Source organism: Geothrix sp., assembly GCF_030219325.1.
Lineage (GTDB): Bacteria > Acidobacteriota > Holophagae > Holophagales > Holophagaceae > Geothrix.
Window position 1 is genome coordinate 499,548 of the sequence record NZ_CP126625.1, and the last position, 16,641, is coordinate 516,188.

The 16,641-nt window shown below is 66.4% G+C and carries 19 protein-coding genes and 1 riboswitch; of the genes, 8 read left to right on the plus strand and 11 right to left on the minus strand.

From position 1 onward, the window contains the following. Positions 1-33 precede the first annotated feature (33 nt). The 5 genes from QOZ81_RS02140 to QOZ81_RS02160 all read right to left on the minus strand — a co-directional run bounded on the left by QOZ81_RS02140 (position 34) and on the right by QOZ81_RS02160 (position 5,198). Entirely contained in the window at positions 34-225 is a 192-nt protein-coding gene (locus QOZ81_RS02140) for a hypothetical protein (protein ID WP_291202294.1), read from the minus strand. Between the two features lie 309 nt (positions 226-534). Then, the gene (locus QOZ81_RS02145; protein ID WP_291202291.1) at positions 535-1,257 is read right to left on the minus strand and encodes an ABC transporter ATP-binding protein; all 723 of its coding nucleotides are present in this window, start codon (positions 1,255-1,257) and stop codon (positions 535-537) included. Positions 1,258-1,303: 46 nt separating this feature from the next. Next, positions 1,304-2,290: a FecCD family ABC transporter permease gene (locus tag QOZ81_RS02150; RefSeq protein ID WP_291202288.1), complete on the minus strand. Its 987-nt coding sequence runs from the start codon at positions 2,288-2,290 to the stop codon at positions 1,304-1,306. After that, positions 2,287-3,126, minus strand: coding sequence for an ABC transporter substrate-binding protein (locus tag QOZ81_RS02155; protein ID WP_291202285.1), 840 nt, complete (start codon positions 3,124-3,126; stop codon positions 2,287-2,289). Before QOZ81_RS02155 ends, QOZ81_RS02150 begins: the two co-directional genes overlap by 4 nt. Continuing rightward, positions 3,126-5,198, minus strand: coding sequence for a TonB-dependent receptor plug domain-containing protein (locus tag QOZ81_RS02160; RefSeq protein ID WP_291202282.1), 2,073 nt, complete (start codon positions 5,196-5,198; stop codon positions 3,126-3,128). Before QOZ81_RS02160 ends, QOZ81_RS02155 begins: the two co-directional genes overlap by 1 nt. Before the next feature lie 73 nt (positions 5,199-5,271). Next, a riboswitch (cobalamin riboswitch) is annotated at positions 5,272-5,496 on the minus strand. A gap of 33 nt (positions 5,497-5,529) precedes the next feature. Between QOZ81_RS02160 and mtnP the strand changes: the two genes are divergently transcribed. From mtnP to QOZ81_RS02195, 7 genes are all read left to right on the plus strand, one after another. Beyond that, complete coding sequence (gene mtnP, locus QOZ81_RS02165) at positions 5,530-6,405, plus strand: S-methyl-5'-thioadenosine phosphorylase (protein WP_291202279.1); 876 nt, start codon at positions 5,530-5,532, stop codon at positions 6,403-6,405. Next, positions 6,405-6,914 carry a hypothetical protein gene (locus QOZ81_RS02170; protein WP_291202276.1) on the plus strand — a complete coding sequence of 170 codons (510 nt, stop codon included), beginning with the start codon at positions 6,405-6,407 and terminating at the stop codon, positions 6,912-6,914. Before mtnP ends, QOZ81_RS02170 begins: the two co-directional genes overlap by 1 nt. Before the next feature lie 21 nt (positions 6,915-6,935). Then, positions 6,936-7,532, plus strand: a complete 597-nt coding sequence (locus QOZ81_RS02175; protein ID WP_291202273.1) for a hypothetical protein — start codon at positions 6,936-6,938, stop codon at positions 7,530-7,532. A 177-nt stretch (positions 7,533-7,709) separates the two neighbouring features. After that, positions 7,710-8,567, plus strand: coding sequence for a hypothetical protein (locus tag QOZ81_RS02180; protein WP_291202270.1), 858 nt, complete (start codon positions 7,710-7,712; stop codon positions 8,565-8,567). Between the two features lie 190 nt (positions 8,568-8,757). Beyond that, positions 8,758-9,273, plus strand: coding sequence for a hypothetical protein (locus tag QOZ81_RS02185; protein WP_291202267.1), 516 nt, complete (start codon positions 8,758-8,760; stop codon positions 9,271-9,273). Then, positions 9,270-10,100: a M23 family metallopeptidase gene (locus QOZ81_RS02190; RefSeq protein WP_291202264.1), complete on the plus strand. Its 831-nt coding sequence runs from the start codon at positions 9,270-9,272 to the stop codon at positions 10,098-10,100. Before QOZ81_RS02185 ends, QOZ81_RS02190 begins: the two co-directional genes overlap by 4 nt. Beyond that, complete coding sequence (locus QOZ81_RS02195; RefSeq protein WP_291202262.1) at positions 10,097-10,453, plus strand: cupin domain-containing protein; 357 nt, start codon at positions 10,097-10,099, stop codon at positions 10,451-10,453. Before QOZ81_RS02190 ends, QOZ81_RS02195 begins: the two co-directional genes overlap by 4 nt. Here the strand turns inward: QOZ81_RS02195 and QOZ81_RS02200 are convergent. Beyond that, positions 10,450-11,364: a DMT family transporter gene (locus tag QOZ81_RS02200; protein WP_291202257.1), complete on the minus strand. Its 915-nt coding sequence runs from the start codon at positions 11,362-11,364 to the stop codon at positions 10,450-10,452. The two genes, QOZ81_RS02195 and QOZ81_RS02200, sit on opposite strands and share 4 nt — an antisense overlap. A 270-nt stretch (positions 11,365-11,634) precedes the next feature. On the opposite strand from QOZ81_RS02200, the gene QOZ81_RS02205 reads away from it, so the two are divergent. Continuing rightward, complete coding sequence (locus tag QOZ81_RS02205) at positions 11,635-12,792, plus strand: hypothetical protein (protein WP_291202254.1); 1,158 nt, start codon at positions 11,635-11,637, stop codon at positions 12,790-12,792. Positions 12,793-12,888: 96 nt separating this feature from the next. Here QOZ81_RS02205 and QOZ81_RS02210 read toward each other — a convergent pair whose 3' ends face one another. Genes QOZ81_RS02210 through QOZ81_RS02230 form a run of 5 tightly spaced genes read right to left on the minus strand, consistent with a single transcriptional unit; the run spans position 12,889 to position 16,620 of the window. Continuing rightward, positions 12,889-13,584, minus strand: a complete 696-nt coding sequence (locus QOZ81_RS02210; protein WP_291202251.1) for an ABC transporter ATP-binding protein — start codon at positions 13,582-13,584, stop codon at positions 12,889-12,891. Continuing rightward, complete coding sequence (locus QOZ81_RS02215) at positions 13,581-14,765, minus strand: ABC transporter permease (RefSeq protein ID WP_291202248.1); 1,185 nt, start codon at positions 14,763-14,765, stop codon at positions 13,581-13,583. The genes QOZ81_RS02210 and QOZ81_RS02215 overlap by 4 nt, the downstream gene beginning before the upstream one ends. Then, positions 14,762-15,403: a hypothetical protein gene (locus tag QOZ81_RS02220; RefSeq protein WP_291202245.1), complete on the minus strand. Its 642-nt coding sequence runs from the start codon at positions 15,401-15,403 to the stop codon at positions 14,762-14,764. Before QOZ81_RS02220 ends, QOZ81_RS02215 begins: the two co-directional genes overlap by 4 nt. A gap of 10 nt (positions 15,404-15,413) precedes the next feature. Then, on the minus strand, positions 15,414-15,842 hold the full coding sequence (locus tag QOZ81_RS02225; RefSeq protein ID WP_291202242.1) for a hypothetical protein: 429 nt from the start codon (positions 15,840-15,842) through the stop codon (positions 15,414-15,416). A 52-nt stretch (positions 15,843-15,894) separates the two neighbouring features. Next, positions 15,895-16,620 carry a response regulator gene (locus tag QOZ81_RS02230; RefSeq protein ID WP_291202239.1) on the minus strand — a complete coding sequence of 242 codons (726 nt, stop codon included), beginning with the start codon at positions 16,618-16,620 and terminating at the stop codon, positions 15,895-15,897. Positions 16,621-16,641 lie beyond the last annotated feature (21 nt).

A 16,641-nucleotide genomic window follows, 5' to 3' on the forward strand; every position in this document is an offset into this window, starting at 1 on the left:
GTTCCAGGTCCAGCCATGCTCGGCCAGCAGGACCTAGCGGCTCAAGCCGGACATGTGCTCTCGCTTGTCCTCGTGGTCCTTGTCGCGGCGGTCATCGCGACGATCATCGCGTCGCTCATCCCTCCGTCCAGGTCCGCGTCCGCGGTCATGGTCCGGATAGAGGCAGCCCAGGGTCAGGCCAAGGGCGGCCACAGCAGTTGCCATGCAGATGAAGCGACGGTTCATGTCGATCTCCTTTGGTGATGCAGGACGGGGAGGTTGCCGGACCGGCGCCACGGTCCTGGCGGCCGAGGACAGGCAGGGCGAGGGGGCCCAGCTGCCGGGTGATGTCGGTCTGGATCATGCGCGAGTCGGCGAGCCCAAGAAACGGGGCCGAGGATGGAACAGCCATGAAACCTGCATGATCTGAGCCAGCCAGCAATTGATTGAGCCTTGGCATCTTGGATCCGTCGGGAGCAGGCGAACCCCGGTGCGGCAGATCAATTTGAATGGGCCGGGGCTTCAAATAGAAGCAATGACAACCGCCCGGGGGAATCATCCCCGGGGCAGCTCCGGCACGAGGCTCTCCACGAAGGTGGCTTCCACGCGGAAGACCTCGCGGATGAGGTCCGCCGTGAGCACGTCGTGGGGCCTGCCGTTGCCCACCAGGCGGCCGCGGTCCAGCACCAGCACGCGGTCGAAGCGGTAGGCGGCGCGCAGGTCGTGGAGGCTCACCAGCACGGTGCCGCCGCCATCCGCCAGGCGCCGCGCCAGACGCATCACCTCCAGCGCGTGGCGCACGTCGAGCTGGGCCACGGGCTCGTCCCAGAGCTGGATGGGCGCGCCCGTGGCCAGGGCCCGGGCCAGTCCCACGCGGTGGCGCTCGCCGCCGGAGAGCCGCGTGACCGGGCGTTCCGCCAAGTGGGTGAGGTCCAGCTCCGCCAGGGCCTCCGCCACGCCGGAAAGGTCGTCGCCCCAGGCGTAGCGGCCCTGGGCCACCACTTCGCGCACGGGGAAGGCGAACTCGAAGTGGGCCTCCTGGCCCACCCAGGCCAGGCGCCGGCCCCGCTCCGGCATGGTGATGCGGGACAGCGGCTGTCCATACCACTGGACGAGCCCTTCCGCGGGAAGCAGCCCCGCCAGGGCCTGGACCAGCGTGGACTTGCCGGCCCCGTTGGGGCCCACCAGGGCGACGAGTTCGCCCGGGCCGAGGTCCAGCGACACCGCCTCCAGACGGCCGGGTACCGCGAGACTGGAAGCGTGCAGGGCCGCGGTCATGGCGCGGCCTCACTGGGGCCTGAGGCCTGAGGCCTGAAGCCTCCCCTCATCGCGGCCTCCGCAGCAGCCACAGGAAGAAGGGGCCGCCGATGAGGGCCGTGACCACGCCCAGGCGCAGGCCCAGGGGGAAGGTGCGGGTGACGAGGTCGCAGGCCAGCAGGAAGCTGGCGCCGCCCAGCATGGAATACGGCAGCAGGCGCCGGTGGTCGGGGCCGAAGGCCAGGCGCAGCACGTGGGGCACCACCAGGCCCACGAAGCCCACGATGCCCGCCACGGCGGTGGCCAGGGCCGTGAGGACGGTGGACAGCACGATGAGCTGGCGGCGCAGGCGGCGCACGTCCACGCCCAGGCTCTGGGCGCTCTGCTCTCCCAGGCTCAGCAGGTCCATGGCGCGGCCCAGGGGCAGCAGGAGCAGGCAAGCCACGAGGATGGCGGGCACGCCCATCCACACGTGCTCCCAGCTGCGGCTCTCCAGACCCCCCATGAGCCAGAACAGGATCTGGGCGTTCACCTCGAAGTGGCCCGCCGTGGTGGTGAGCAGGAAGCTGGTGCCCGCGCCCAGCAGGGCGTTGAGGGCCACGCCCGAGAGCAGCAGCCGCTCCGTGCCCGCGCCCCTTTGCGCCAGCATGAGTACCATCCCCGTGGCGGCGAAGGCCCCCACCACAGAAGCCAGAGGCAGGGCCCACATCGTGGCGGCCGCAAAACCGAAGATCGGTCCCGTGGCCAGCACTGCCACGGCGCCCAGAGCCCCACCGCTGCTGACGCCCAACAGGCCGGGGCTGGCCAGGGGGTTGCGGAAGAAGGCCTGCATCACCACGCCGCTGGCGCCCAAGGCGGCACCCACGGCCAGGCCCACCAGGGCCCGGGGCAGGCGGAAGTCCCGCACCACGGTACGCGCCACCTCATCCGTGCCGTTCGTGAGGGCGCCCAGCACCTGCCCGAAGCTCAGCCGCAGCTCCCCGAAGGCCAGCGAGGCCAGGAAGGTCAGGGCCAGGAGCGCCAGCAGGAGCGGGACGGCGAGGCGGGGCTTCACCGGAAGCGCTCCGGATGCAGGGCGCGGGCCAGGGCCTCGTAGGCGGCGATGCGGTGGTGTGACACGCTGGACATCATGGGCCCTGGGAGCAGCACCAGGCGTCCGGCCTTGAAGGCGGGCAGGGCCCGGTAGTGGGGGATGGCTGCGAGCTGGGCGCGGGTGCTCTCACCGCCGGAGGCCACGAGCACCTCGACGTTCCAGACCAGCAGCTTCTCGGAGGGCGTCGGCGCGTGGCCCTTCAGGCCCACCTCTGTCGCCACGTTCAGGGCCCCGGCGTGGTCGCAGAGATCCTGGAAGGTGGTGCCGCTGCCTGAGGTGAAGGGATAGATCCCCGCGCTGAGCACGCGCACGGGTTTCACCCCCTTCAGCTTCGCGGCGAGGGCCCCCACGCGGCTCTGGCACTGGGCGATCACCGCTTCGGCGCGGGCCTCCTGGCCCAGCTCGCGCCCGAGGAGGCGCAGGCTCCCGTAGATGTCCTCCAGCGTGTCGAAGCGGTCCAGCACCACCAGCCGGACCCCGGCCCGCCGGAGCAGGGCCAGGGTCTCGGGGCGGGTGAAGCTGGCGGCCAGCACCAGGTCGGGGCGGAAACGCAGCACGCTTTCGGCGTCGCTGTCCTTGATGGCGGGGAAGCGCCCCGCCTCGGCGGCCACGGGGCTGAACTGCGCGTCGTGGCTGATGTGGCTGAGGGCCGCGATCTGGCCCGGATCCGCCAGGGCCAGCAGCAGCTCGTCCGTGCCCACCGTCTGGCTCACCACCCGCTGGGGGTGCGCGGCCAGAAGCGGCAGCGCGAGCATCAGGAGAAAAGCGAAGAGGCGGGTCACAGACGAACGGGCCATCACCACCTCCACGTGGCGCTGAGAGTCCAGCGGGGGCCGGGGGCGGGGAAGCCGTAGACCAGCGCGGCATCGCCGTTCTGGTCGTAGCGGCCGCTGAGCCAGTCTTGGACGCTCTGGCGGGGCTGCAGGAGGTGCTCGCCCCGCAGGGCCAGCGTGAAGTTCTTCACGGGTTCGAAGGAGCCGCCCACGCTGAGGTCGCGGTAGGGCCTGCCGGTGGAGATCACCTGGTAGGTGGTGTCGTGGATGTCGTAGCGGGCACCGACGCGATCGAAACGGACATCGGCCCGCCAGCGCTTCGCCTGGACGAAGGCGGCCACGGCGCCCGTGAAGAAGGGATGGCGCACGATGGCGGTGTTCTGCTGGCCGAATTCCTGGCCCTCGACGTTGTGGTCCAGGTCCCGGGTCTCCTGGCTGCGCAGGATCAGGTCCCAGCCGTAGGCCAGGTCGGCGCCGCCCCGCCAGCCCAGGGCGCCTTCGAGGCTCTGCGCGCGGATGCTGCCCTGGTTGGCGTAGTGCGAGGTGAAGAGGGGCGGGAAGGAGAAGCTGGTGTCGTAGACATAGGCCAGCAGGTTGCTGATGTGGGTGCGCTGGGCCTCCAGGCGGTACTCCCAGTGGCCCGCCAGCAGGCCCGTGGCGCCGATCTGGATGGTGCGGCTGCGCTCGGGGGCGATGGGATAGGTCTTCCCATCCTGGCTCTCTGCCTGGGCGTTGAGGGCGAACTCCGTGGTGTTGGGCATGCGGAAGCCCTGGCCCGCGCTGGCGTAGAGGCGCAGTTCCGGCGCCACCACCCAGTTGAGGCCCGAGCGCCAGGTGCCGGCCTCGGCGCTGCCCGCGCGGCTGCGCTGGCCGGTGTCCTGGCGGGTCAGATCGCGATGCCCGGCGTCGTGGCGCAGGCCCGCCACCCAGTCGAGGCCCTCGAGGAGCGTCCAGCGGGCTTCGATGGCCCCGGCCAGGTCGCGCCCCTCGCCGCGGTAGGACACGGCGGCGAAGGTGGACGGGTCGTAGTAGTTCTTCGCGTGGGCGACATCCTCCCGGCCTTCGAGACGGCCCGAGAGGCGGAAGGCCTTCGACGGCGTCCAGTGCAGGGTGAGCTGGTCCTCCACGCGGCGGAAGCTGCGGTCGGTCTGCTGGCGCAGGGGACCGCTGGGATCGCCGGTGCTGCCGGACAGCCCCTGCAGGGTGTCTTCCAGCACCAGGTCGGCGGCCAGGGTCCAGCGGACCGAGACGCCCAAGCTCTCCTGCCGGGCGTGGGTTTCGCGCTGCGGCTCATAGCTGCGCCCGAACCCCGGCCAGGCCAGCGTGGTGAAGGGCACGGAGGCCGTCTGGCCGCTGTTGCGGTAGAAGCCCGTGAGGTCCACGGGGCCGAGGGTGGTGCCCAGGCGCAGGAACCCACCCGCCTGGCGGAAGGAATCCTCCGGAAAACCGCTGGCCTGCTTCTGCGCTTCGGCCCCGGCGGCCACCCAGCCCAGGGCACTGGCGAGCTGCACCCGCGCCGTGCCCCCGAGCTGGCCATCGCCGCCGAGCTTGAAGCCCGTCTGGCCATCCGTGCCCACCTTCAGGCCCGCCTGCCCGTGGCAGCCGTCGGCGCCCCGGCCCACGCTGGTGAGCGCGATGACGCCGCCGATGGCGTCGCTGCCATAGAGGACGGAGGAGGGGCCCAGCACCAGCTCCACGCGGCCGATGCCCACGAGGCTGAGGGTGCCCAGGTCGGGGCTGGTGGCGGTGGGATCGTTGAGGCGCAGGCCGTCCAGCAGCACCACCACGTTGCGGCTGAGGGTGCCGTTGAGGAAGGCCGAGGCGGTGGCGCCGGGGCCACCGCTGGCCATCACGGCGCCGGGCTGGAGCACCTCCAGCAACTCGGCCAGGGTGCGGCTGCCCAGGCGGGCCAGCTCCTCGGCTTCCACGATGCGCACGGGGCCCGGGGTGCGGGTGACTTCCACGGGCTGGGCCTCGGCGCTGACCGTGACCGTGGCCTCGCCGGGCTTGCGCTCGGGCTCGGCGCCCGAGGCCGCCGCCAGGGAAAGGGCGGACACGGCCGCCAACAGGGATGAGATCCGGGAAATGCCCATCATGCCTCCACGCATGAGGTCGCGGCGGCGGGGCGGATTCCCCTGGTGGGAACCATGGCCCGGCCCGTTCCCGCGACGGGGGGTGAGGTGCAGGACCGGTCTCCGGACTCGCACGCGACAGGGGCTTTTCGGCTCCCCTCAGACCTTCCCAGGACGATTCCCAGTGGTCTGAGCTTGAGGTCTCACGCCCCTGATCCCGGAAATGGGGGGCCGTGGTGCTTACCGTTGCGGGGCAGTGCAGGAATCTCACCTGCTTCCCGAACATCCAACACTGAATTGTCAGGACCACCAGAGAAGCACGGCCAGTGCGCCCGGCGCAAGTAGAATGGGAAGCATGAACGCACCCATCGGCATCATCGGCGGCAGTGGCCTCTACCGGATGGAGGGCCTGGCCCTCGACCGGGCGCAGGAGGTGAAGACACCCTTCGGCGAGCCCTCGGGCCCCGTGCATCTGGGCACGCTGGATGGCGCCCCCGTGGCCTTCCTGGCGCGCCATGGCGAGGGCCACCGCTTCACGCCCAGCGAGGTGAACTACCGGGCCAACCTCTGGGCCCTCAAGTCCGTGGGCGTCGAGCGGCTGATCTGCGTATCCGCCGTGGGCAGCCTGCAGGCCCGCCACAAGCCGGGTGAGCTGCGCCTGGTGAGCCAGTTCATCGACAAGACGAAGCACCGCAAGGACACCTATTTCGGCGAAGGGATGGTGGCCCACGTGAGCTTCGCCGAGCCCACCTGCGCCCACGTCACGGAGGCCCTGCTCACCTCGGGCCGCGCCCTGGACCTGCCCATCGAAGGCGACGCGCTCTATGTGTGCATGGAGGGCCCGGCCTTCTCCACCCGCGCCGAAAGCAGACTCCACCAGGGCTGGGGCGCGGACCTCATCGGCATGACCCAGGTGACCGAGGCCCGCCTCGCCCGCGAAGCGGAGCTCTGCTACGCCTGCATCGCCCTGGTGACGGACTACGATGCCTGGCGCGAGGAGGAGGAGGGCGTTGACGCCGCCTCGGTGCTGGAGGTCATGCACGCCAACGTGGACAAGGCCCAGCGGCTGCTGCGCCAGGTGGTGCCCCAGCTCTCGGGCGCGCCGCGGTCCTGCGCCTGCGGCGAGGCCCTGAGGACGGCGCTGTTCACCGCGCCCGAGGCCGTCACGCCGGAGGCCCGCCAGCGGCTGGACCTGCTGGTGGCCCGGTACGGCTACGGCGCGGTGCGCTGATGGCCGTCGCCGCGCCCAGCCCCAAGCTGCAGGCCCTGCTGAAGGACTTCCAGCAGATCGCCAGCATGTCGGGCTACCTGAACCATTCCTTCGACCCGCCCCAGCTGCGCCTCTTCTTCACGCTGTACGGCCGCGTGATGGTGGCCTCGCCGGAGCAGGGGCTGGCCCTCACGCCCCAGCTGCAGGCCTGGTGCGAGGCCGTGTCCATCCGCCTGCGGGAGGGCAGCTCCGGCACCATCATGGCGCCCCAGGTGCAGGTGAGCACCCCCCAGACCATGCCCGATGGCCGCGACTACCTGGTGGCCACCCTCACCTTCAACACCAAGGTCACCGAGACCTCGTACCTCCGCATCCGCACCGCCATCCTCGCCGCCTACCAGGACGCCGTGAAGATGCGGGAGGTCGGGTTCAGCGAAGCGGCGCTGGGGGAAGGACCCATTCCAGAGAATGCGCAGGCCACGGCAACCGAAGCGATTCCATCTGCGGGTGGGATGGATAAACCTGGTTAGGCCGCTCACCGAGGATTAACCATGAGTCGTGACTACAAGACGAACGATCTCTTCTCGGTTGGCTCGAATTACCACCTAAACGCCTGTGTCGGTACGAATGGCGGTCCCTACGACTTCCGAGACTATGCGCACGGTTACTTTCTTGCCGGGAAACGGCTTCTTGAAAGCCTTCGGCAGGACTACTCGTATGTTGATACGCTTGTATATCCCTTAACATTTTTACTTCGTCATGCTATCGAACTATCTCTGAAGGGGCTGGCGAGAGATCTGTCGACACTCCACAAAACCGAAGGCCAAATCAAGCTCACTCATAGACTCGCGGATAATTGGGCGATTGTTCGCGACATGCTTCAACTCGATCAGGATGTATTCGACGAAGACAGAAAGCTGATTCCATTTTTAGATAAGGTTCTCAAGGACTATTTGGAATTTGATCCAAGCGGAGAGGTGTTTCGCTTCCCCGAGGATCGTAATGGAGCGCTCTTCCTTCAGGATGCCAGCATTATCAATGTCGAAGTCTTCGGTAGTATTCTTGAGGAGGTGGCCGAAATTATCGAATATTGGTTCTATCAGGTGGAAGATCTTAGGCGTCAATCAGAAATGAAAAATGAATACTGACGGCGACCTAACGCTTCGCTCAAGTTTCACCCCGCCTGCATTGCCTTTCGTTCTCCCTCATCATTTCGCTATCCAGGCCTACTCATCATCTCGGAGCAGGCGTGGCCGCCTTGCTTCCTCGTTAGGTATAGAGCGATGAGTCGACAAAACCTGAGGAAACCAATGTGGATTCTCACCTTGAGCCTTGTCGTCATTGCTGCATTCCCGATCCGTGCCAAGGCTCCGTATGGCGAACCCTCCATTATTGATTTGGTCTCGAGACAAGACGGCCCCCCTTCTGTTCCAAGGGACCTTCAAAAACCATGTATCGGCTGGCTATTCGGCTACGACGTCAAAACAGTGCTTCAGCTTGGTCGTGGAAAATCCGTTGAAGTCGAATCAATGGACTCTTCGGGATTAGATATCTTCCCTTTCCCAGGAGCGGGTGCTGAATCAGGCGACGCTGGAATGATCGCTGTCTACGAAAAGAAGGGCCCCTGGCTTCTATTGAAGTACAAAGGCCGGTTTTGTTGGTTCGACTTGCGACCCTACAAAGAGAGGCCCGACATTCGATTCACGCCAATCGAGGAATGGTTTGACGAAATTCGGCACTACTCACCCAACGCCAAAACCAATGGTTGGAGCTTCGAAGGTTTGGTGCTTCAAGTAGATCCACGTCTTTCCCAAATACATGAATCTCCATCTGAGGACGCTCCATCCCAGCACATCCCTATTACCCTGCTGGGGAAATGCAAGTGGAAAACCACTTCGCTTTCTGAAAGGCCAATTTCAAATCCTAAATACACAAATGTCGTTCGGGAGCCCATACGAATCGAATGCGCCTTTATCAAAGTCCTCCAGAGAAAGGGTGAATGGCTTAAAGTCTCACTATCAACGAATCCCACTTGGGAGGTAGGTGTGCCGGCCGGCGGGGACGTAACTGCTGGCAGCGGCCTCTTGGTTCATTGGGATCCCAAGGCCGTAGGTTGGATTCGTTGGAGGACAACAACCCGGGTGATGATTACCTCTCGCAGTTTCTCAAAATACGGCGGCTGATCATTGGATGCGCCGCTGCGGTCTGACCCTCTGCTCAACTCGGCCCCAGCCTGCATTGCCTACCGCCCTTTCTTGTCTCCTTGCTTACTCGGGTTCGCTCGGAGCCTCGGTACAGGCAGGGCTGGTTAGCGCACCTTAAGCGATGCGGATAGGCTGTACATCTAGGCATTCCCTAACTGGAGACATCACCTTGCGCATCTCAAACTTCCTGTTCCTGGCTCCGCTGCTTCTTGTCTCATGCATGCGCATGCCGGAGGTGACGCGGCGGGGCGAGCTGCCGGCGGGGTCGGAGCTTGGGGTGATCCTCTTCCAGGACTGCCTGATCCCGGATCAGGAGGACTGCACGGGCTCGGGCAACCTGGCGGCGAATGTGTTCGCCAAGGTCTTCTCCCAGTCGGCCAAGTTCCGCGCGGTGCCCCTGTCCCGGCCCGTGGGCCCCAAGGCGCCGCTGTCCGATGACGCGGCCGTGGCCCTGGCCAAGGAGAAGGGCTTCAAGTACGTCATCAACGGCGAAGTGATCGATTTCTACGATGTGGCCCCCATGACCTTCCGCGTGGACCGGGCGGGCGTCTCCATCCGGATCCTCCGGGTGGCGGACGGCTCCGTCATCGCCTTCTTCACCCACAAGAAGAACGCCAAAAGCAATTTCGCCACGCCCAGTGACGTCGTCCAGGAAATGGCCGAGCACGTGCGGGACAGCCTGTGAGGTTGCGCCTCGGCACGCTGGTCCTGTCGCTCGCCGCGCTGGCGGGGTCGCCCGGCCACGGCGCCGAGCCGCAGAGCCTCCCCTTCAAGCCCTCGCCCGTGCCCGGTGGGGTGGCGGTCGTCGCCCTGCCTGCCAAGGCCACGGCGCCCGCGGTGACCTACCGCGGCGAGCCCGTGATCACCCGGCGCAGCAGCCAGGGCTGGGTGGCGGTGGTGGGCATTCCCCTGAGCGCCAAGCCGGGTGAGCAGGCCCTCGAAGTGGATGGTCGTGGGGTGCCCTTTGCCATCAAGGCGAAGCACTACCCCGAACAGAGGGTGCATGTGGAGGATCAACGGAAGGTGACGCCCAACGCCGAGGACGAGGCCCGCATCGCCAGGGAGCAGGTGCTGATGGCGCCGGTCTGGAAGGCCTGGCCGGAGGCGCTGATTCCTTCGCTGAGCTTCCGCCAGCCCACGCCGGGGGCCCTCACCGCCTCCTTCGGCATGCGCCGCATCTTCAACGGCGTGCCCCGCTCGCCCCACTCGGGCCTGGACATCCGGTCTCCCCAGGGCCAGGCGGTACGAGCCCCGGCGCCGGGCCGGGTGGTGCTCACGGGCGACTTCTTCTACAGCGGCAACGCCGTGTTCATCGCCCACGGCGAGGGGGTGGTGAGCCTGCTCTGCCACCTGTCGAAGATCACGGTGAAGGAGGGCCAGGTGCTCCAGGCCGGCGACGTGGTGGGCGAGGTGGGCAAGACGGGCCGCGCCACGGGGCCGCACCTGCACTGGTCGCTGAGCCTCAACAACGCCCGGGTGGATCCCCGGATCTTCCTGGGAGGCCACCCATGATCCGGAGGCTGAGCGACCTGCCGGCGGAAGCCAAGGCGAACATCCGCGGCGGCAAGGGCCGGGCCCTCGATGTGAGCCTGCTGAAGCTGGGCGACATGGCGGGCGTGCTCAGCCTGGGCCGCATCACGCTGGAGCCAGGCGCCAGCATCGGCGAGCACGCCCACCCCAATACCGAGGACCTCTACCTGATCGTGGAGGGCCGGGGCACCGGCCTCCTGGATGGCGAGCGCTTCCCCGTGGGGCCCGGCGACCTCTTCCTGGTGAAGGCGGGCGGCAGCCACGGCCTCATCAACGATTCGGAAGAACCCCTGACCTTCATCGGCCTGCTCACGCGGAGCGAGGAGAAGGCCTAGCCCTCGGCCCTGGCATAGCCCTTCGTCTGCACCAGGATCACGCCGAGGATGGCGATGGCGCCGCCCACGAGGGTGAGCAGGGCGGGGAGCTCGCCCAGCCACACCCAGGCGATGAGGCTGGCGAGCACCGGCGACAGATATAGGAAGCTCGACAGCAGCGAGGCGGGCATCCGGGCCAGGGCGTAGTTCCACAGCACGTAGGCGATGGCCGCCGGGAAGATGCCGAGGTAGATCACGGCGAAGGTCGCCGGGGGCGCGGCCACGGGCAGGCGGCGGAGCAGGCCCGGCAGGAAGACCAGCAAGGGCAGAGTGCCCGCCCAGATGGAGTAGCAGGTGAACTCCAGGGCGGCGTGGCGGCGCAGCAGCTTCTTGGACAGGATCGAGTAGACGGCTGCCACCGTGGCCGCCAGCAGGATGAGCAGGGCCCCGGGCGTGAAGTGCAGGCCCCGGCCGCCGCTGAGGGCGATGAGCGCGACGCCGGCGAAGGCCAGCAGGATGCCCAGCCAGCCGAGCCTGGTCAGGCGCTCCTTCAGCACGGCCACGGACAGCAGCGCGGTGAACACCGGGGCCGCGGAGATGAGCAACGAAGCGGCACCGGCCTGCACCGTCATCTCGCCGAAGTTCAGGGCCACGTGGTAGACGCTGATGCCCAGGAAGCCCGTGAGGCCGATCAGCGGCAGCTCCGAGCGCTCCGGCAGCCGCATCCGCTTGGCCAGGGCGTACAGGGCCAGCACCGTGGAGGCCGTCCCGAAGCGCAGCAGGGCCAGCTCGCCGGGGCCGTAGCCATCGGGGCCCACGGCGCCCGCCGGGCTGAGCCGCATGCCCGCCCGGATGCCCGCGAAGGCCGAAGCCCACAGCAGCAGCAGGCCGGCGATGGCCAGCCAGGTACGGGGTTCGCGCTTCCAAGTCATGGTTCTTACCTTATCCTCGCGAGCACACACGGGTGAAATTTGGGTGATTTTTCGAAACGTATTGACCTACCCATGTGTGTGTGTGAAAGAATTTTTCCGAATCTCAGCCAAAGGAGAAAATCATGAAGAGGGTTTTTCGTTTTCTTGCAGCGTCTGCACTGGGGTTGGCCCCCGCAAACCTCCCAGCGGAGTGCGTGACGGTAAACTGTGTGAGTTCGTCCTTCTGCACGGTTTGCACGAGTTCCGGCGGTGGAATCTGGAATTGTGAAAATGTCTCGCCGGCACAAGCCAAGAAAATCCAACAAAAATCAGACTGCTGAGCGTCCGATGATTTTGTGGAGGCGTATCCAGGCACTCGCAGTCGTGACGATTCTGGCGCCAGTCGCCCTGCTGGGGCAAATCATGCCAAGGCCCCAGCAAATCATGTATTGGCACAAAGACGGTGTGGTCTACCAGGAATGGGACAGGGCCGAATACACCTTCCAGGGGCCTGGCAAGGGCGGGAAGGTGATCCACAAGGTTCCCGATTACTTGCTTCCCGACAGTCTGGATTGTTTTGACGGAGTGTACTGGGCCACTGCAAAGCGGGAACGGGGCGATGGGGGACGAATCCTGGATGTTTTCTGGAGTCCTTCAGGGTCCCAGTGGTTTCTCTCTGCAGTTCTCGATGCACCCAAAGATAGTGTGCCGTGCCGCATCATGCCACTGGATACGGGCCTATTCCTGGTGGAATCGTTGCACGGCTTCCATCAAGGGAGACAGCACTCCTTCCTTGCCACGGCCACACTCTCGAAGGATCAGAAACTATCCATTAAGGACATACTTGATCCGAACCTGAAGAAGCCTCTATTTCAGCGAGATCGCCTGGGTGCCTGGGAGGTCCACCCAGGATGTGCGGCGCTCTCCACGGGTTTTGGCTATCTTGTCGCACGATCTGAAGACGCCATCCTGATGGCCGATGGGAAACTAGGGTGGATTTGGATTGTGGAAACACGAAAACAGAGTCCAAGCCTGCGATTGGTCCGCCTATACCCGGGCATTGATGAAAGCTATCTCGATCGACCCTTTGGGAGGGGGCTGGAAATGGGGATTCTGGGCATCCAACCCAGAAAGAATGGGCATTTCCTCATCGCTGCGCGTTCAGAGCAGGCCGTCCTGCATGGGCGAGACTTCGAAAAGCAGGTCGAACCCATCCGAAATGTCCATGACCGCGGAACCCTCGCAAAGAATGCCTCCCTGGCGGAGGGGCGAAGGATGAGTGTCTCGACCTACCCAGAACTGGAATGGTGGGATCTTGATCCCGTCGGTGGCCAAGTAACCCGGGAGCCCACTCCCGCAGGTCTACCCAGGAAATTCAGTTCACCCGGCGAAATCGAGGGCTTCCGGTTCCGAATTGATATCAATGACCGCGTCATTGGAGGGGACTGAACCAGATACGGGGTCCCCGCTTCCAGGTCATTCCTTCACCCTACCGGAGAGGGCCACGCCTCCGCCTCCGGATTCCGTCGCGGGCATTCGTCCGCTTCACGCCTCGCAGGCCCGGCCGTCGCGCATCTCGATGTGGCGACTGCCGAGCCGGGCCAGGTCGGGGTTGTGGGTGACCATGAGGATGGTCAGCCCCGTGGTGCGGTTCAGCTGCTGGAGGATCTCGCCGATCTCGCCGGTGCGCGTGGTGTCCAGGTTGCCCGTGGGCTCGTCGGCCAGCAGGATCCCGGGCCGGTTCACCAGGGCCCGGGCGATGGCCACCCGCTGCATCTCGCCGCCGGAGATCTGCCCTGGCAGGTGGTTCATCCGGTGCTCCATGCCCAGCATGCCCAGCAGGTGTTCCACTTCCCCCTCCACGCCCGGCTTGCGGTAGAAGGCCAGGGGCAGGGCCACGTTCTCCCGCACCGTGAGGGTGGGGATCAGGTAGAAGTTCTGGAAGATGTAGCCGAAGATCTCGCGGCGGATCCGCGTGAGATCGCGTTCCCCGAGGACGTCGCCGTTGCCGAAGATGCGCCGGCCCGCCAGATCCAGCTCGCCCGAGGTGGGGTTCTCCAGGCAGCCCAGCAGGTTCACGAGGGTGGTCTTCCCGGAGCCGGAGGGCCCCATGAAGGACACGAACTCACCCTGGCGGATCTGCAGGGACACGCCGTCCAGGGCGCGCACCTCCTCGCTGCCGCGGCCGTAGATCCGTGTGAGCCCCCGGGCTTCCAGCGCGATGCCGCTTCCGGCGCTCATGCTTCACCCCGGATCGAATCCAGGGGCCGGATGCGGCCCGCCTTCCAGGCCGGATACATGCCACTGAGCAGACCCACGGCCACGATGGTCAGCAGGGTGAGGAGCGACAGCCGGAGGTCGATGGCCACCAGCTCCCCGCCCGGCGCGTAGGGCAGGGCCCGGCGGACCAGGAGGTCCGAGAGCCGGGCGAAGGCGAGCGCCAGCCCGATGCCCAGGACCCCGCCGCAGGCGCAGAGGATGAGGGTCTCGGTCCAGACCAGGCGGAAGATGTCGCCGGGCATGGCGCCCATGGTCTTCAGGATGCCGATCTCGTGCTTGCGCTCCAGCACCGACATGAGCACGGTGTTCACCACGCCCACCATGGCGATGAGCAGGGCGATGACGGCGATGGAGAGCACCATCACCCGCGCCGTGGCGATGAGCTTCATGATGGTCTGCTTCACCTGGCTGAAGCTCACCACCTGCATGTCCGGCAGCTGGTACAGCGAGGCCTCCAGGCCGGTGAGATCCGCGTCCTTCCTGGCCTTGATGCCGATGGTGGTGATCTTGTCGAGGCCGGAGATCTTCTGCAGGGTGCGCAGGGGCACGAAGATGGTGCCGTCGTCCTGGGTGCCGGTGCGCTGGAGAATCCCCACGACCTTGAGCTGCACGTTCTTCTGGGGGACCAGGATCAGGTCCCCCACTTCGCGCTGCTCCAGCTCCGCCGCCTCGTAGCCCATGACCGCCTCGGCGGCGTTGGCATCGGCGAACCAGCCGCCCTTGTGGAAGCGCAGGAAGGGCTTCATGGCCGGGAAGGTGGCGAGGTCCACGCCGAAGTAGCCCGCGATGCCGCCGCCGTCTCCCTTGTTGGGATCGAAGAAGGCCTGCATGAGGATGGGCGTCACCTTGTCCACCTCCGGTCTGGATTCGATGGACTTCACCACGCTCTCTTCGATGTAGCGGAGCCCGGCCCCGCCCTGCAGCATCATGGTGGCGGCCTCGTAGGGGCAGCCCTTGGCCATGACCATGATCTGGTAGCCCATGTTGTCGATGTCGCGGTTCAGCGCCTTCTCATAGCCGCGGTTGAACCCCAGCAGGCTCACGAGCACCCAGGACGAGAGGATGATGCCCACCAGGGTGAGGCCGGTGCGGGTCTTCTTGCGCAGCAGGTTCTTGGAGGCGATCTGGAACTTGCTAATCATGGCTTCTGCTTCTCGACGGCGTAGAAGAACTCGTCCATCAGGATGAGGTTCTTGTTCAGGGCCCGCAGGACGCCCAGGAAGTCGGTGAGGGCCTCGGGCACCGGGTTGACGACGGCGGCCAGGCGGCCGCTGCCCTTGCCGGCAATGAAGTCGAAGGCCGCGAAATCCTTGAGGGTCATGCCCACGAACTGGGTGCCGAACTTGCGGGCGGTGAACTTGTTCGCCCAGGAACCGGCCACCCGCTGCAGGTAGAAGGCCTTGATGCGGCCCTCGAGATCCAGGGACACGAAGACCTCCAGCACCCCGAACTGCCCCTTCTGGTTCACGCCGTGGATGTAGCCGATCTTCTCCTTGCCCTTGTAGATCTCGTAGAGGACATAGGGCACGTCGAGGGGCGCGTAGAGCGCGGGCACGCCGCCGAGCCTTCCCACGACCCGCTTGAATACGGGTTCGCCGCCCCGGCTCGAGAAGGAGAAGGCGATGGTCTTGAAGCTGGTGGACTCCGGGAAGAGCCGGGGCACGTCGGCGGCGGGGTTGTTCAGCTCGCAGCTGACGGCCGCGGGCAGGGGGGCTGCCACGAGCGCCATGGGGAGGAGCAGCAGGAGGCGCTTCGACGGGAGGCCGGGCTGGCGGTGCATGGGGCGTCCCCTAGAGATCGAACAGGTAGAGGCCGCGGAGGACCGCCTGGTTGTTTTTCAGGAAGGAGAACCGGATCTCCCAGTCCCCGGGCATCACCAGCTGCACGGGCAGCAGGTAGACCCCCTTGTTTGAGAGGACGAAGGCCTTCGGGCCGCTGCTGTGGGCCCCCCGCATGGAGGGCATGTCCGCATCGCCCTGGATGGCGAAGGTCGTGTCCCGCTTCCCATCCAGGGTGAAGATCTCCACCCGCATGATCGCCGTCCCCAGCTTGGGCTGCTGGGTGAAGCCGTAGGTGAAGTAGTGGTCCTTGCCCAGGGGCACCTTGCGGCCGGGTTGAGGCAGGGAGACGAAGGTGCCCGGGCCGGGAGCGGGGGCCGCAGCGACGATGGGCGCCACGAGCACCATCCCGAGGAACGACGCGACCAGTGCCTTGGACATGACCTTGCTCCTGTGGACTTCCAGCGGTTTGGACGGAGGGGAGAGGTCGATCCTACCCCGACAGGGTGGCCATGGGATCGGGGCATCCGAGGGAACCCGCCTCGAGGCCGGGACGGTGGCCTTGCGCCACCAGGCCCTTCTTGATGGCCAGGGCCGTCAGGGCCTGGATCGTGTGCAGATCGAGCTTCTTCATGAGGCTCGCCCGGTGCTTCTCCACGGTCTTGGGGCTGATGCCGAGGAACTCGGCGATGGCCTTCGAGCGGTGGCCCTCGGCGACCAGCTTCAGGACCTCGCGTTCCCGGTCCGAGAGGTCTCCGGTGGCCGCATGGACGGGCCGCAGCTTCCGGTCCCCCAGGAAGTGCGCCACCACGGTGGTGGCGATGGCCGGGGACAGGTACTTCTCGCCGGCCAGGACGCTTTCGATGGCCTGGAACAGCTCCTCTCCTGAAGAATCCTTCATCACGTAGCCGCAGGCCCCGGCCTGGAGGGCCGAGCAAATGGATTCCTCGGCGCGGTCGACGGCCAGGGCCAGGATCCGCGTCCCGGGACTGACCCGCCGCACGGCCATGAGCGAATCCGGGCCCTCGAAGCCGGGCAGGGAGAGCGACAGCACCATGAGCTCGGGCCGCAGCTGCCCGGCGAGGTGGACCGCCTCCCGCCCATCCACGCCCTCGCCCACGATCTCCAGGTGCGCCTGCGTCGAAAGCAGCATGCGCAGGCCCTCCCGCATGAGGGTCTGATCCTCCACGATAACAACGCGGCGCCGACCTTCAGCCATGCCCTACTCCCCAAGGAGCGT